Origin of the sequence: Nonomuraea sp. NPDC050663, from assembly GCF_044456985.1 — a bacterium.
Lineage (GTDB): Bacteria > Actinomycetota > Actinomycetes > Streptosporangiales > Streptosporangiaceae > Nonomuraea.
On record NZ_JBITGL010000003.1, the window covers coordinates 213,511 to 227,879 of the forward strand.

The following is a 14,369-nucleotide window of genomic DNA, read 5'->3' on the forward strand; positions in this document are numbered from 1 at the left end:
GCAGGTCCCAACGGATCGTGTGGCGCGACACGATCACCGGGCGTGCGCGGGAGGTTGTCCCGCCCGCTCAGGAGTCCCGGACCTCCGTGCGCGCCTGCTCGATGTCCCCACCCGCCGCGATGGCGCCGCGACCCGGAGCGCTGATGCCCGGACCGACGGTGCCAGGTGCGCTGGCCTGCGTGGGAGGCGGCGACATCGTGCTCTCGACCCGCGTGCTGACCCCGGTGATGTTGCCCGCCGCCGCGATCGATCCGTCGCCCGATGCCGTCACCCGGTGGTGCGACTCGCTCTGCCGTGGAGTGAGCCACCACTGGAGGCCGAACCCGGCCAGAGCGAGGGCCAGCGCGCCGCCGGTCGCCCACCACCCCGCGGCGCGGTCATCGGTGATCAGCGAGGTGGCCACGTTGACCGCCGCCGCGACGGCGAGGGCGGCGCCCGCTTTCGCCACGCGGGCCAGCCCCGGAGTCATGCCTCCTCCCGCAGGAACGGCAGGGCTTCGCGCAGCGATCGTGCGGAAGGATGGCCGGGTCCGAGAGTGAGATCCAGGTCGAGGTCGATCCGGGCGCCCAGCGGCCGGAGGCGGTCGGTGTCACCGGTGGAGACGCAGGCCAGGACGAGCTGGGATCGCACGGTGATGGCGCTGTCGTGGTCGAGGCCGAAGCGGTCGGCCTTGTGGTCGTGCTCCTCCTCCAGCAGCGGGATCGCAGGCGTGAAGTCCCGTGCTTCCATGTACGCCTCGATGAGCCGGGCGCGGGCGGTGCTCGTCTTGGCGTCGTCGGCGCCGTGGTCGCGCAGGCTTGCGGTGTAGGCGTCTTCGAGCAGCGGGATCGTGGACGATCCTGTCGTCTGCGGACGAAGCTCGGCGAGCTTTTCCGTGATCCGCTGGAGCAGGTGATGGCCGAGTCCGAGAACAGGCGCGGATTCGGTGATGATCCGTTCGAACAGGGCGGCGGCTTCATCGGAGCGTTGGGCCGCATGAAGTGCGTCGGCCAGGTTCACCCGCGCCTCGGTGGCGAGCGGGGCGTCGGCGCCGAACTCGGCGGCGTAGCGGGCCATGCGCTCCCTCAGGAACGCGAGAGCGGACTCATGGTCACCCAGGCAGCCGTGGGCGACGGCCAGGTTGTTCTCCAACTGGAACAGGACCTCGCGCGACTCCTGGTCCACCCAGGTGGCCCCGGCGTCCAGGGCACGCTCGAAGACGACGATCGCCTTCTCGTGCTGATTCCAGACGAGGAACTGGGAGCCGACGATGCCGAGCAGGAGCACCATGTCCGAGGTGTCGTCCTCGGGCGGGAAGTGCTCCAGGAGCGCTTCGGCGTGCGGGACGAACGGATTGAGCAGGCGGAAGGCCTGAGGCTTGCCCATGAGCGGCTCCGTCGCCTGCCGCAGGAGGTGGAGAGCCTGGTCGCGGGCCTGTGCGATCTCCTCGGGGCTGCGGCGGGGGCCCGGCGTGCGGGCGAGGGACTGCACCCGTCTGTGCACGGAGATGGTGTCGTCCGCGAGGGAGATCAGGCGGTAGTCGGCGAGCGTGTCGAGCGCGGCGCCGAGGACGGGTTCCGGGAGGAGCGGGGTGAGGAGCGACCGGGGGATGTCGTCGGGGCTCCACCAGGCCAGGACGCGCAGAAGGCGGGCAGCTTCGGGGGTGAGCCGGTCGAGGGTGATGTGCCACAGGCGGGTGACGGCATGTTCGGCGTCGCTGTCGAGCGGCTCGGAGGTGTCGAGGAGCCGCAGGGACTCCGCGGGGCTCAGGCCGGTCTGCAGCAGGTACGCGCCGATCTGTTCGATGGCGAGGGGCAGGTAGTCGAGGTCGGCGCACAGGTCGGCGGCGCCGGTCAGGTCGGTGACATCGGAGACCCGGCGGAGTAACTCCAGGGCTTCGTCCGGCTGGAGCACGTCGAGCCTGACGGGGGCGGCGATCTGCCGCCAGCCTCCGGTGCGTTGCGTGGTGATGAGGAAGCGGCCGTTGCGGGCGGTCGCCAGGAGGGCACGGATGTCGGTCTGGTCGGCGACGTTGTCGAGGATCAGGAGCCACTCGTCGTGGCTGGACAGCCAGCTGGTCGCCCAGGCCGCGGCGTTCTCCTCGGGCCACTCCGCGAGGGCGGGCTGCAGGGCGACGGCCAGATCGGCGAGGCCCGTGCACAACGACGCGGGCGAGTCGGCGGTGATCCACCACATGATGCCGGGGTCGGTGCGCCGCCGGTCGGCCCAGTGGGCGGCCAGGGCGCTCTTGCCGATGCCGTCGAGGCCGTGCGCGGCGTAGATGACCGCGCTTCCTGGTCCGGCGAGCGCCTGGTCGAGCAGGGCGAGTTCGGTGGTGCGGCCGACGAAGGTCCGCAGGTGGAACGGGAGCCTGACCAGGCGTTCCGGGCCGCGGACGTCACCGGCCGCTCGGACGGTGCCGGGGGAGAGGTCGTAGTGGACGCTGGTGCTCACGTCCGTGGCCTTGGTCGCCACGACGCTGGCGGGCCCGATGGCGGCGAGGTTCTGTGGCTTCGGCTTCCTGCGAAAGATCATGCACCACCCCTTGGTGTCGGACCCCCTACGGTCAGTATCGCGGGATCCGGCGCGGGCCGCGCGCTTCTCCGTGGCATCCCGCTCGCCCCGGTGGTGCCGGGGCATCCTCCGGATCGCCGCAGCCTCGTTGGCCTGGGCAGGGCGCGCAGCGCGGCACCGCTTCGTGGCGCTGCTAGCCGTCGGCCGCCCACCCGTGGGTGCGCTTGAGGCGGGCCGCGACCCGGGCGAAGCGCTCGGGGTGCAGGACCGCGCCCTCACGCCGGATGTCGTCCTCGTCGAGCACGAACACCCGGTCGAGCCGCAGGTAGGAGACGCGCCCGTCGTGGTCCCAGGAGCCCAGCTCCAGCCAGTCGGGTCCGTCGTCGCCCTTGCTGGACAACATCATGCCCAGCAGCCTGCGACCGGAGCGGCCCACGATGAGGAGGGGGCGGTCCTTGCCGCGCGCGGGATCCTCCTCGTAGGGGACCCACGCCCAGACGACCTCTCCTGGGTCGGCCATGCCGTCGAGGTCGGGCGTATAGGCGAGCGAGGCGGCTCGGTCGATGGAGTAGATCTCACGGACCGCGCCCCGCTGCGGCCGGGAATCGTCTTCGTAGAAGCCCACGGAGGGAGCCTAAGGGTGATCAGCCGTCCATCTCCACCGGAAGAGGGTGATCGGGGGGTGCGGGGGAAAGGAGGCGGCGCAGGGTGGTGGGGGTGTGGCCGATGTGCCGGCGGATGGTGCGGGTGAGGTGGGCCTGGTCGGCGAAGCCGAGGTCGGCGGCGAGCAGGGCGAGGCTGAGCTCGCCCTGCTCCAGGCGGTCGAGGGCGCGGCTCACGCGCACGCGGTTGCGGTAGTGGGTGAGGGAGACGCCGAGGGTGTGGGTGAAGGCACGGCTGAGGCGGAACGGGGAGACGTGGAGGTGATCGGCGAGGGGGAGGAGGCCTTCGGCGGCGGGGTGGTCTTCGAGAAGGGCTTCACGGGCCTGGTCGACAAGGCTCACAGTCGATGCGGGCGATGCGGGCGATGCGGGCGATGCGGGCGATGCGGGCGATGCGGGCGATGCGGGCGATGCGGGCGATGCGGGCGCGGCGAGGGGCGCGGCGGAGGGCGCGGCGGTGGACTTGGCCGGCGCGGGTGACTTGGGCGCCCGGGCGCCTGAGCCCCCCGCGCTCACCGGTGTCGTGCCGGTCGCTGTCTGGCCGAGGGTGTGTTCCAGGAGCCCGAGCAGCGCCTCCACCAGCCCGTACGACACGTCCCCCACCCCCGCCGCCCGCACCACGCGCCGGTGGGCGAGCTCCAGGTGCCCGTCGACGTAGAACGTCGGCAGCGTGGGCCCGTCTCCGGCCAGGCGCCCCCACAGCTCGGGCGAGACCGCCAGCGAGGTGCACACGTCGCCCCCGCACGGGTGCGAGAACCGCTCCTCCTCGCCGGGCAGGCTGAGGTAGCCCATGGTCGCGTCGAGGTCGGCGGGGCCCGTCCCGGTGAGGCGGCGGAAGCGGCCGCGGCGGATGAGGACGAGCTGGTGGTCGCCCGAGGACGGCGCGGGCGTGGACCAGCCGCGGTGGTCGTCGACACACGTCACCGCGTCGAGGCGGAAGCCCGGCCCGCGGGCCAGGGCTACGGCGGAGCGCACAGCAGGAAACCTACGCCCGCCGACCGACAGTTTCGCGGGCCGCAAGGATGTTCAAGACCGCGCGCACCCGCCGGGGCGAGGCTGGGGGCATGAACACGATCTCAGCGTTCGTCATCGACTGCGCGGCCCCGGACCGGCTCGTGACCTTCTACCAGAAGGTGCTCGGCGGCGAGGTCAGCAGCGACCCGGACTTCTCCTCGCTCAACACCGGCCGGATGAGCCTCAGCTTCCAGCGGGTCGACGGCTACCGGCCGCCCGCGTGGCCGGACGGGGGCAAGCACGCCCACCTGGATCTGGCGGTCGACGACCTGCAGGCGGCTGTCGACGAGCTGGTGAGCCTGGGCGCCAGCAAGCCGGAGCACCAGCCGGGCGGCGACGGCTGGGTGGTGCTGCGCGACCCGGAGGGTCATCTGTTCTGCGTCGCGCAGAATTCCTGACCCATACGGATCCGGCGCTCTCCGCTTAGATGGAGGGGTGATCGACGAGCTGGAGTCCCTGTCGCACCCTGAGCGTTGCCGCCGCCTGTCCGAGCTGGCCAGGTCGGGGGAGCCGCTGCCGCTCGGCGAGCTGGCGGGCGGCGGGCCGTACGAGCGGGGGATCGCCCTGACGCTGGCCGTCCACCGTGCCAGGACGGGGGCGGGTGGCGCCGATCAGGTCGTCGCGGCCGTCAGGGATCCCGATCCGCGCATCGCCGCCAGGGCGATGCGCGCCGCGGCCGTCCTGGGCCGGACGGACGCGCTGTTCGAGGTGGTGGCGACGGGTTCGGCGGCCGCGCGGGAGACGGTCTACCGCGTCGTGCGCGGCCTGCGCGACAGCGGGGCGGCGGGCGCCCTGATCGACGTGGTCAGGCCCCGGTGGGGCGACGGCGAGGCGGCCGTGCTGCTTCCGGCCTGCGACGGGGACCGGGCCGGGCGGCTGGTCGACGGCCTCGCGCACGCGGTGCGCAACTGGGGCGCGGTGGCCAGGGCGCATCCCGATGTGTTCCTCGGCCACGCCTCCAGGACTCTGAGCGCCCTGCCGGGCAGCCTGCACCGGGAGTGGTGGGAGCGCCACCGTGCGGGCGTGCAGGTCGCGGCCCGGCTGCGGCCGTCCGTGACGCTGGACCTGATCGAGGCGCACTGGATGCCCGAGGCCTGGCCGCGCAATGCCCGGCCCCTCGTCGCCGCGGACCCCGACCGGGTGATCGCCTTCCTGACCCACCCCGACAGGAAGGCGTTCCTGACGCGCACGGTGCGCGACCGCGGGGTGGTCCGGCGCCTGGCCGCGCTCTCCGACGACCGGCTGGCCCCGCTGGCGCGGGCGCTCGCCGACGACCCGAACGTCCTGGCGCGGCTGTTGGCCGGCATCGCGCCGAGCCGCCGCGCGCACCTGTTCGACGTGGCCATGGCCGGCCGCGACCTGTCCGAGGCGCACCTGCGCGACGAGATCATGGACGTCCTGCCGTACGAACGCAGGAGCGCCGAGGCGCGCAGGATGGCGGGCATGCGCTCGGTGGCCGACGATCCGCGGAGCCAGGTCGCCGTGGCGGCGTTCCTGCCGTACGCCGAGGCCGAGCCCATCGTGCGCCCCTGGACCCGCCGTCCCGACGCGGAGGAGCGCGCGCTCGGCTATGGCGTCCTGATCGCCGCGGCGGGGCGTGAGCGCGACCCGGCGGTCCTCTCCGGGCTGCTGTCGTCGATGGATCGCCTGCGCAACGAGCAGGACCCGGTGCGCCAGGTGGCGCTCGACGAGCTGACGATGGTGCCGCCGAGCCTGTTCGGCCCCGAGCACCTCCCGGCGCTGGAGCGCCTGATGCTCGACGCGCTCGCCGCCAGGGACCTGTCGTACGGCACGCGCTCCAGCCTGACCCGCCTGGCCGACAGGATCTTCGCCCAGGGCGCGGCGCGTGGCCACGGCGAGCTGGTCGAGTTCGCGCTCCACGCCGCCGAGCTGCTGACCGAGCACGCGGGCAGGCTGACCGTCGGCGACCTGCGCCCGCTGCTGCGGCGCGGCCAGGAGGCCGGACTGATCGAGCGCCTGACCCCGTGGCTGCGCTCCCAGGCCGCCCGCGACGAGCACGAGCTGGCCCTGAACCTGGCCAGAGGTCTCGGCAGGCGCGGACACGGCCTGACGGCGCTGCAGGAGGCCCTGGAGCAGGCCACCCGCTCACGCCACGACGGCGTCGCCAGGACGGCCATCGGAGTGTGGCTGGAACCGCCGCGCACGCGCGAGCCGCGCGCCGAGGTCCTGATCGCGCGTGACCCGTCGGCTGCCGTCCTGCCCGAGGTCTTCGCCGTCCTGGCCCACCGCCGCACCGACCTGCTCGGCGTGGTCCTCGGCACGCAGGCGCCCACGGGGCGCTTCGCCAAGGCGCGCGTGCTGCCCGTCGCGAGCGACCTGGCGCTGTCCCGCTGGACCACCCGCCAGCGCGCCAGATACGCCGAGCTGCTCGCCGGCTTCGCCACCCGGCGCGCCGTCCCCGACACCGAGCGCGACGGCGCGATCAGGCGGCTGCGCGACATCGAGGCGCTGCGGCCCTTCCTCGGCTCCGGCCACGACCTGCTGCGCCGCGCGGCCCTGACCGCCCTGCCCTGGACACCGAGCCCGCAGGACGCGCTGGCGCTCCTCCTGGAGCACATCGCCGGCGCGGACGCGCACGTGGCCGCCTACGCCGCCTCCCGCGCCGCGCGGTTCGTGCCCCCGGCCGACCTGACCGCCCCGCTGGCCGCGGTGCTCGCCGCAGGCAAGGTGACCGCCCGCAAGGAGGCCGTACGGCTGGCCGCCCGCTTCTCCGTGCCCGGCGTGCTGACCTGGGACGACTCCCAGCACATCGACGTGCGCAGGGCGATCGCCTCCTCCGCCGCGCAAAACCTCCTCGACCGCGACGAAGGCTGGCAGGTGCTGCGCCGCGCCACCGAGGAGGGCCTGGCCGACGTGCTGGGCGAGCGCCGGCCGCTCGACCTGCCGCCTGCCGCCCGCGAGCGGTACGCCGACCTGCTGGTCGCAGCGGTGCGCGAGCGGCCGGACAAGGAGGAGGTGCTGACCGCCCTGTCGAGGTTCGCCCCGTTCGCCCCGCGCGCCCTGGAGATCCTCGCGACCCTCGCCCGCGACCTGGAACGGTCGCGGTTGCCGCAGTCCGCCCTACGGGCCCTGGCCGGGCTGGCCGCCACCGGTGTCGGCGGGCGGGAGCTGGTGGAGACGATCGAGGCGCTGGCCGGGGCGCGGGACCAGCCCGACGCGGAGCCGGGGCGCGACCTGCCGGCTTTGCGGCGCCTGCGCTCGCTCGTCACGGTGTCGATCCACCTGATCCAGACCCGGCCGTGGCCGGTCGCCGGGCTGATCGCCCCTGTCCTCCCGGCCGACCTCGGGGCGGAACTGCTGGCCGCCTCGGTGCGCTGGGAGGCGCCCGAGCTCGATGCCATCCGCCCCAGCGGGGTGCTGGCCGCTCTGGAGGTGGGCCGCGCCCTGGCCGGTTCCGCCGAGCGTGCCGACCCCTCCCTGGTGCTCCCGCACGCCGGGCGGCTCGCCGGGGGCCCGGCGACGACGGCGCTGCTGGCCTGCGCCCTGGTGGAGCGCTGCGGCCCCCGCGCGTTGTGGCCGGGGCCGTGGCGCGACCTGCTCAGGACCCTGCGCGCCCACCCCGACCCCGAGGTCGCCTACCGGGCCCGCCAGATCTTCACCGCCGCCGAGGTCTAGCGGCCGGGCCGGGCGAAGAAGGCGCGCACCCCTATCCCCAGGAGAGCGCCCCGGTCGGGCAGCCGGTCACCGCCCGCCGTACCTCGGGCCCGGCGGCCGCCTCTCCCAGGAGGATCACCCGCCCGTCGTCGGGGTCTTGCCCGAACACCCGCGGCGCCCAGGTGACGCACTGGCCGGCGCCGGCGCAGCGCTCGCGGTCCACGACGATCACCACGTCACCTCCAGCCGGTGCACGCCGTAGATGGCCATCTCGTCGCGGAAGGGCACGCTCGACAGAGGAACCGCCAGGCGCAGCTCCGGCAGCCGCCGCAGCAGCGCGGGGAAGGCGATGTCCAGCTCCATGCGGGCCAGGTTCTGCCCCAGGCATTGGTGGGCGCCGAACCCGAACGCCAGATGGTGGGTGCGCGGCCGGGTGACGTCGAGCTCCTGCGGCCGTTCGAACACCGACGGGTCCCGGTTGGCGGCCCCCAGCGACGAGGTGACGAACTCGCCCGCCTCCACCCGCCGCCCGCCGATCTCCACCGGCTCGGTCGCCAGTCTGTACAGCCCGACGTCCACCACCGACAACCAGCGCAGCAGCTCGTCGACCGCGTCAGGGGCCTTGCCCTGCCTGACCAGCTCCAGCTGCGCGGGATGCTCCAGCAGGGCCAGCGTGCCCAGGGCGAGCACGTTGGCGGTGGTCTCGTGCCCTGCCACCAGCAGCAGGATCGCCATCCCGGCCAGCTCCTCCTCGGTCAGGCCGGTGCCGATCATGTCGGCCAGCAGGCCGGGGCCCGGCGGCCGGCGCAGCAGCTCGACCAGGTAGGCCGACAACTCCAGCAGGGCGGCGTCGCTCTGCTCGGCGGTGCTGTCCATGCGCATCAGCTCGGCGCCGGCCCGCTGGAACCGCTCGCGGTCGGAGTACGGCACGCCGAGCAGCTCGCAGATCACCAGCGACGGGATGGGCAGCGCGAAGTGCGTGACCAGGTCGGCGGGCCGGGGCTGGGCGGCCAGGTGGTCGAGCTGGTCGGCGACGATCTGCTCGATCCTGGGCCGCAGCGTCTTCATGCGCTGCACGGTGAAGCGCCCGGTGACCAGGCGGCGCAGCCGGGTGTGGCGGGGCGGGTCCATCTGGATGAACATGCCGGGGATCGGCTCGGTCCTGTGCAGCGGGATGCCGTGCGATCCGCCGTCGATCTCGGAGCTGAACCTGGCGTCGCCGTACACCTGCCTGACCAGGTCGTGGCGGGAGACGAACCAGATCTCGTCGCCGGTGTCCAGCCGTACCTTGGTCATCGGCTCGTCGGCGGCGCCGTCGGGCGGGCCGAACGGGCACGATCGTGTGGTCGGAAGCTCTCTCATGCCTCAACGGTGCGCGGTGCCGCTGGCAGAGCCCGCACGCGGCGCTGACACGAGCCGCACGATCTGCTCACGCGACATCGCCGCGCCCTTGACGTAGGCCTCGTCGGTGCGCGAGCCGGGCACGCCGCGCAGTGCGGCGGCGGCTCCCTGGAGCTGCGCGGCCCGCTCCTCGGAGGGCTCCAGCGCGGCCAGGCCCTCGACGGCCTCGGCGGCGGCGGGCAGGTCCAGCGTGCGCATGAGCACCGAGAAGGCCTCCCTGTGCAGCCCGGCGTCGCCGGTGACCTGGCCCAGGCCGATGAGGATGCGGGCGCGCACCTCCTCGGCGCCGACCCACAGTGTCTCGCACCCGGCCAGCGCCCGGCCGTACAGCTCCAGGGCCCGTTCGGGCTCGCCGCCGAGCCTGGCCACCTCGCCCAGCCCGAACAGGGCGATGGCCAGCATCTCCTCGGTCTCCCGCGTGCGCGCGACCTCGGCCGCCTGCAGCAGGTCGCGTCGCGCGCCGTCGAGGTCGCCGCACCTGGCCAGGGCCAGGCCGCGGCTCGACAGCGCGCCCGAGGTGTCCTCGGTGGCCCCGAACGGCGCGGTGAGCGCCAGCGCCTGGTCGGTGATGGCCAGCTCGACCCGGTGGTCGCCGCGCAGGCCCGCGATCAGGGCCTGCTGCAGCATGGCCTGCGCGGCGCCCCAGCGGTCGCCGGCCAGCCGGAAGGCGGTCAGCGCGCTGTCGAGGTGGCGGTCGGCCCGGTCGAGCTCGCCGCCGCCCGAGCGCAGGAGCCCGAGCATGAGCTCGGCGAAGCCGCGCAGCCAGGGCTGCGGTTCGGTGCTGGAGCGCAGCAGGGCGGGGATCAGCGCGGTGTAGTCGCCGTCGATGATCGCCGTCATGGGGTGGACCATGCGGACCAGCGGGTGCTCCAGCCCGCCGGCCAGGCGCTCGGCCACCTCCATCAGGGGCCTGATCACCGGCTCGGGCGGTCCGGCGGAGACGACCTGCAGCACGCTCATCACGTAGTGCTCGCCGCACTCGTCGGCGCCGGGCAGGTCGAGCGCCCGCAGCGACAGCCGGGCGCCGTGGTGGCGCAGGCCGCGCAGCCACCAGTAGAACCACAACGAGCCGGTCATCCGCAGCGCGGTGCCCGCCTGGCCGGCGCCGATCGCCCAGTTCAGCGCCGCGTTGAGGTTGTCGTGCTCGGCGGCGAGCTCGGCGAGGGCGGCGAGCTGGCGGTGGTTGCGCAGGTACGGCTCGGCCTCCTCGGTCAGGCGGGCGAAGAACTCCGCGTGCGCCTGCCGTACCGGGTCGTCGCCGAGCTGCTCGGCGCAGAAGGCGCGCACGGTCTCCAGCATCCGGTAGCGGCCGCCGTCGGCCTGGACCAGCGACTTGTCGACCAGGGCGGCCAGGAGTGCGGGCGTGGCGCCGCACACCTGTTCGGCGGCGGCGAGGGTGGCGCCCGACGGGAAGACCGACAGGCGGGCGGCCAGCCGCCGCTCACGTGGGCACAGCAGCTCCCAGCTCCAGGAGACGACCGCGCGCAGCGTGCGGTGGCGGGGCGGAGCCGTACGGCTGGCCAGCAGGTCCAGGTCGAGCCGGTCGGCCAGGTCCTCGGCGCTCAGCGCGCGCAGCCGGGCGGCGGCCAGCTCGATCGCCAGGGGCAGCCCGTCGAGCGAGCGGCAGATGCGCCCCACGGCCTCGGAGGGCTCGAAGTCCGGCCGTACGGCACGCGCCCGGTCGACCAGCAGGCTCTCGGCGACCCGCGCGGGCAGCGGGTGGACGGGCAGCACGCTCTCGCCGTCGAGCCCGAGCGGCTCCCTGCTGGTGGCCAGCACCCGCAGCGCGGGGCAGCCGTCGAGCAGCCGGGCGACGAGCTCGGCCGCCTCGGGGAGGACGTGCTCGCAGTTGTCGAGCAGCAGCACCCCGCTCTCGCCCGCCAGCGCCTCGACCGGGTCGCTGCCGCCGCCGGCGGCGGCCAGGACGGCCGGCGCCACCTCGGTGGCGGCGGCCAGCTCGACCAGCACGATCCGGCCGGCGGTCTCGGAGGACCCGGGTGCCTCCAGGCGTCTGGCCGCTTCGACGGCCAGGCGCGTCTTGCCTGCGCCTCCTGGCCCGGTGAGCGTGACCAGCCGCCGCCGCGCGAGCAGGTCCCCGAGCGCGGTCAGCTCGGCGTCGCGGCCGACGAAGCTGGTCAGCGGCGCCCGCAGGGAGGGCCGTCGCCCGTGCCGGCCGCGCAGGATCTGCAGGTGCAGCCGCTGGAGCTCGGCCGACGGGTCGGCGCCCAGGCGCTCGCCGATGAGGCGGCGGCCCTCCTCGAAGGCGCTCAGCGCCTCGGCCTCCCGGCCGTCGCGGGCCAGCGCCCGGATCAGCAGCACCCGGGGCCGCTCGCGCAGCGGGTGTTCGCGCACCAGCTCGCGCAGCTCCTCGACGACCGGCGCGCCGAGCCGCAGGTCGGCTTCGACACGGTGTTCCAGGGCCTGCTGCCTGGCCTCGTTGAGCCCGTCGAGCGCGGCCTGGCCCCGCCACAACGCCAGGGCTTCGCGCAGCAGTCCGGCGGCGTCGGCCGGGCGGCCCGCGCGCAGCGCCCGCTCGCCGTCGGCGGCCAGGCGGGCGAAGAGGTGGGCGTCGACCTCCTCGGGGTCGGCGGGCAGCCGGTAGCCCGCGGGGGTGCGCTCCACCGGCACGAGCTTGCGCAGCCGGGAGATCTGCGACTGCAGGGCGTTGGCGGTGGCGCCGTCGTGGCGCAACCGCTGCTCGGGGACGGCGGCGCCGCCCGCCATGAGCAGCTCCGACAGCAGCATCTGCAGGCCGCGGCCGGGGACGGGTTCGCCCGCCACCTCGGTGGTGCCCAGGATGCGGAAGCGCATGGTTCGATTCTGACCTTCGCCAGTAGAATAAGGTTCTGTGACTGCCTTCTTCACTCTCAAGGCGGGGGAGCTCGTCCCGGCGCCCCACGCCCGCGGCCCCTGGTCTCCCGACATGTTGCACGGCCGCCTGCTCGGCGGGCTCGCCGCCAGGGCCGTCGACGAGCACACCGAGCCCGGCTTCCGCGCGGCCCGGCTGACGGTCGACCTGTTCCGCAACAGCCCGCTGCTGCCGCTGACCGTGGCGAGCACGGTGGTGCGCGACGGGCGCAGGATCCGGGTGGTCGACGTCGAGATCGGCTCCGCGCACGGGAAGGTGGCACGGGCCTCGGCCGTCCTGCTGAAGGAGAGCACGCAGCCGCCGGGCGAGGTGACCGCCACACCCGCCTGGGACGTCGGGCCGCCCACCGGCGAGCCGGTCGGCTCGGGGGAGTGGTTCCCGCCGTTCGAGTTGTGGCAGCTGACCCAGTGGGGCGAGCCGGGACCGCACCGCGCGTGGATGCGCGAGCGGTTCCCGCTGGTCGAGGGAGAGGAGCACACGCCGCTGGTGCGGGCGGCTCTCGCCGCCGACTTCGCCAGCCCGATCTCCCACTTCGGCACCGCGGGGCTGCAGTTCATCAACGCCGACTACACCCTCACGCTCAGCCGCCTGCCCGCCGGGCCGACGCTGGGCCTGGAGGGCACCGGTCACGTGTCCGACGACGGCATCGCCGCCGGGCAGTGCACGATGCACGACGAGCGCGGGCCGATCGGGTTCTGCGTGGTCACCGCTGTGGCGAATCCGGGGGATCGGCTCGCGAGGTGACCCGGCTGAGGTCGAGGCGGCAGCGGGCGCCGCTGACCCAGTGGGTGGCCTGGGGGCGTTCGCCGCTGTCCTGGATCACCCACGACGCCCCGGTGTCGGCGCCGTCCCTGAACAGGCGGGCGGCGCCCGCGCTGTCGACCACGACCTGCCAGGTGGCGGTCCCGCCGGGGTGATCGACCAGGCGGCTCCACCGCGCGGAGCCCTTGGTCATGACCCAGACCGCGTCGTGCTGGACGGTGAGCATCAGCCGCTTGGCGCCGTTGGCCACCTTCACCCCCATGCTCACCCCCTCGCCGGTCGCCGGGTCGAGCCGGGCCGCCGTCAGGACCTCGCCACGGAACTCGACCGCGAAGTCGCAGCGGGGGATCGGCTTGGAGACGCTGCCGCGCAGGTCGAGCGGGCCCTCGAAGGAGGCGAGCAGGCTGGGCACGGGCGTGTCGAGGTCGAGCGTGACCACCTTGATGTTGGTCTGGTTGTGCTCCCAGACCACGACGAACCGGCCGGGCTCGTACTCGTCGGCGCTGGCGTAGACGTCCCAGCCGCGCGCCGCCTGCCCGGTCAGCCGGCCGCCGTCGGCGAACAGCAGGCCGGGACTCCACGCCTGGCCCGGCCGTTTCGTCTTGTAGTGCAGCACCTCCCGGTAGCGGTCGGGCCGTTCTCCCTGGAACGGGCCGCCCAGGGTGTTGTAGACCGCCAGGTAGCGGTCGTGGCTGTCCTTGCCGAGGAAACCCTTGACGTAGAAGTTCGGGATGTCGGGGTCCAGGGCCATCGGTGACCAGGTCGCCCCGCCGTCGGCGCTCGTCGCCGTGGCGGCGTAGGCGGCGTGCGTGCGGTAGCGGCGGTCCTTCTCCTCCGGCGTGCCGCCGCCGCGCAGGTCCAGGGTCCTGGCCATCATCAGCAGCGTGCCGGGGTCGTCCTGCGAGACGACCACCTGCGGCTCCTCGATCATCATCTGGCGTGGGGGGGGGGGCCGGCCCCCCCCCCCCCCCCGCGCCCCGCCCCCCCCCCCCCCCCCCCCCCCCCCCCCCCCCCCCCCCTCCAGGTGGCCAGATCCGCCGAGCTGAGCACGCCCGCGCCGCCCTGCTGCCAGTACGGCAGCAGCCATCGGCCCCGGTGCCTGACCGGACGGGCGGCCAGCACCACGCCCCGGCTGTTGCGCGGCACGTCCACGCTGACCGGGAAGTCGCTCCAGCTCGCCCCGCGGTCGCGGCTGCGGCGGGCGACGAGCTCCACGGGGAAGCCGTCGCGGTCGGGATCGTCGACCACGCGGCCCAGGAAGGCGTAGAGCGTGCCCGCGTCGTGCAGCAGGATCACGTAGTGGTAGCGCCCGGCGGCCAGCGTGGAGACCGCCCACGTCCGGCCCCCGTCGTTCGACCGGGCGCACAGGATGGACCCCTGGTCCTTGCCCGGCATCCCGGCTCGCCAGGCGACCACGAACGTGCGCGGGTCCAGCGCCACGACGTCGGGCACCCGGTTGCCCTCGTGGGCGAGCTCGCCGTCGGGGCGCTTGGAGACCTTGCCGTAGATCGTGACCGGTGCGTCCATGCGGGACAGGCAAGTGGATCGGGCTC

12 protein-coding genes are annotated in these 14,369 nt (G+C 74.5%); 3 read left to right on the forward strand and 9 right to left on the reverse strand.

The annotated features are described in order from the left end of the window. Positions 1 to 67: 67 nt before the first annotated feature. The 4 genes from ACIBH1_RS10045 to ACIBH1_RS10060 form a co-directional block, all read right to left on the reverse strand. Entirely contained in the window at positions 68 to 469 is a 402-nt protein-coding gene (locus ACIBH1_RS10045) for a hypothetical protein (RefSeq protein ID WP_397313306.1), read from the reverse strand. Continuing rightward, positions 466 to 2,514, reverse strand: a complete 2,049-nt coding sequence (locus ACIBH1_RS10050) for a tetratricopeptide repeat protein (protein WP_397313307.1) — start codon at positions 2,512 to 2,514, stop codon at positions 466 to 468. The genes ACIBH1_RS10045 and ACIBH1_RS10050 overlap by 4 nt, the downstream gene beginning before the upstream one ends. 172 nt (positions 2,515 to 2,686) lie before the next feature. Next, complete coding sequence (locus ACIBH1_RS10055) at positions 2,687 to 3,118, reverse strand: type II toxin-antitoxin system PemK/MazF family toxin (RefSeq protein WP_397313308.1); 432 nt, start codon at positions 3,116 to 3,118, stop codon at positions 2,687 to 2,689. Between the two features lie 19 nt (positions 3,119 to 3,137). Next, complete coding sequence (locus tag ACIBH1_RS10060; protein WP_397313309.1) at positions 3,138 to 4,130, reverse strand: helix-turn-helix transcriptional regulator; 993 nt, start codon at positions 4,128 to 4,130, stop codon at positions 3,138 to 3,140. 89 nt (positions 4,131 to 4,219) lie between these two features. Between ACIBH1_RS10060 and ACIBH1_RS10065 the strand changes: the two genes are divergently transcribed. Both ACIBH1_RS10065 and ACIBH1_RS10070 read left to right on the forward strand, forming a co-directional pair. Continuing rightward, positions 4,220 to 4,567, forward strand: a complete 348-nt coding sequence (locus ACIBH1_RS10065) for a VOC family protein (protein WP_397313310.1) — start codon at positions 4,220 to 4,222, stop codon at positions 4,565 to 4,567. Between the two features lie 37 nt (positions 4,568 to 4,604). Further along, on the forward strand, positions 4,605 to 7,805 hold the full coding sequence (locus ACIBH1_RS10070) for a hypothetical protein (RefSeq protein ID WP_397313311.1): 3,201 nt from the start codon (positions 4,605 to 4,607) through the stop codon (positions 7,803 to 7,805). A 31-nt stretch (positions 7,806 to 7,836) separates the two neighbouring features. On the opposite strand, the gene ACIBH1_RS10075 is transcribed toward ACIBH1_RS10070, so the two are convergent. From ACIBH1_RS10075 to ACIBH1_RS10085, 3 genes are read right to left on the reverse strand one after another with little or no spacing between them, the layout of a single operon-like run. Beyond that, positions 7,837 to 8,019 carry a ferredoxin gene (locus tag ACIBH1_RS10075; protein ID WP_397313312.1) on the reverse strand — a complete coding sequence of 61 codons (183 nt, stop codon included), beginning with the start codon at positions 8,017 to 8,019 and terminating at the stop codon, positions 7,837 to 7,839. Then, a complete protein-coding gene (locus ACIBH1_RS10080) occupies positions 8,013 to 9,146 on the reverse strand; it encodes a cytochrome P450 (RefSeq protein ID WP_397313313.1) in 1,134 nt (377 codons plus the stop codon). Before ACIBH1_RS10080 ends, ACIBH1_RS10075 begins: the two co-directional genes overlap by 7 nt. Positions 9,147 to 9,149: 3 nt before the next feature. Next, positions 9,150 to 11,996 (reverse strand): ATP-binding protein, encoded by a 2,847-nt coding sequence (locus ACIBH1_RS10085; protein WP_397313314.1) that lies wholly within the window; start codon positions 11,994 to 11,996, stop codon positions 9,150 to 9,152. Between the two features lie 37 nt (positions 11,997 to 12,033). On the opposite strand from ACIBH1_RS10085, the gene ACIBH1_RS10090 reads away from it, so the two are divergent. Further along, the gene (locus ACIBH1_RS10090; RefSeq protein ID WP_397313315.1) at positions 12,034 to 12,798 is read left to right on the forward strand and encodes an acyl-CoA thioesterase domain-containing protein; all 765 of its coding nucleotides are present in this window, start codon (positions 12,034 to 12,036) and stop codon (positions 12,796 to 12,798) included. On the opposite strand, the gene ACIBH1_RS10095 is transcribed toward ACIBH1_RS10090, so the two are convergent. After that, entirely contained in the window at positions 12,758 to 13,750 is a 993-nt protein-coding gene (locus tag ACIBH1_RS10095) for a sialidase family protein (protein WP_397313316.1), read from the reverse strand. The two genes, ACIBH1_RS10090 and ACIBH1_RS10095, sit on opposite strands and share 41 nt — an antisense overlap. Continuing rightward, positions 13,747 to 14,343 carry a hypothetical protein gene (locus ACIBH1_RS10100; RefSeq protein WP_397313317.1) on the reverse strand — a complete coding sequence of 199 codons (597 nt, stop codon included), beginning with the start codon at positions 14,341 to 14,343 and terminating at the stop codon, positions 13,747 to 13,749. Before ACIBH1_RS10100 ends, ACIBH1_RS10095 begins: the two co-directional genes overlap by 4 nt. Positions 14,344 to 14,369 lie beyond the last annotated feature (26 nt).

What these genes read in the sequence shown, in the direction of transcription:
- ACIBH1_RS10045 (WP_397313306.1), bottom strand. Translation starts at nt 469, where the DNA reads ATGACTCCGGGGCTGGCCCGCGTGGCGAAAGCGGGCGCCGCCCTCGCC.
- ACIBH1_RS10050 (WP_397313307.1), bottom strand. Translation starts at nt 2,514, where the DNA reads ATGATCTTTCGCAGGAAGCCGAAGCCACAGAACCTCGCCGCCATCGGG.
- ACIBH1_RS10065 (WP_397313310.1), top strand. Translation starts at nt 4,220, where the DNA reads ATGAACACGATCTCAGCGTTCGTCATCGACTGCGCGGCCCCGGACCGG.
- ACIBH1_RS10080 (WP_397313313.1), bottom strand. Translation starts at nt 9,146, where the DNA reads ATGAGAGAGCTTCCGACCACACGATCGTGCCCGTTCGGCCCGCCCGAC.
- ACIBH1_RS10085 (WP_397313314.1), bottom strand. Translation starts at nt 11,996, where the DNA reads ATGCGCTTCCGCATCCTGGGCACCACCGAGGTGGCGGGCGAACCCGTC.
- ACIBH1_RS10095 (WP_397313316.1), bottom strand. Translation starts at nt 13,750, where the DNA reads ATGATGATCGAGGAGCCGCAGGTGGTCGTCTCGCAGGACGACCCCGGC.
- ACIBH1_RS10100 (WP_397313317.1), bottom strand. Translation starts at nt 14,343, where the DNA reads ATGGACGCACCGGTCACGATCTACGGCAAGGTCTCCAAGCGCCCCGAC.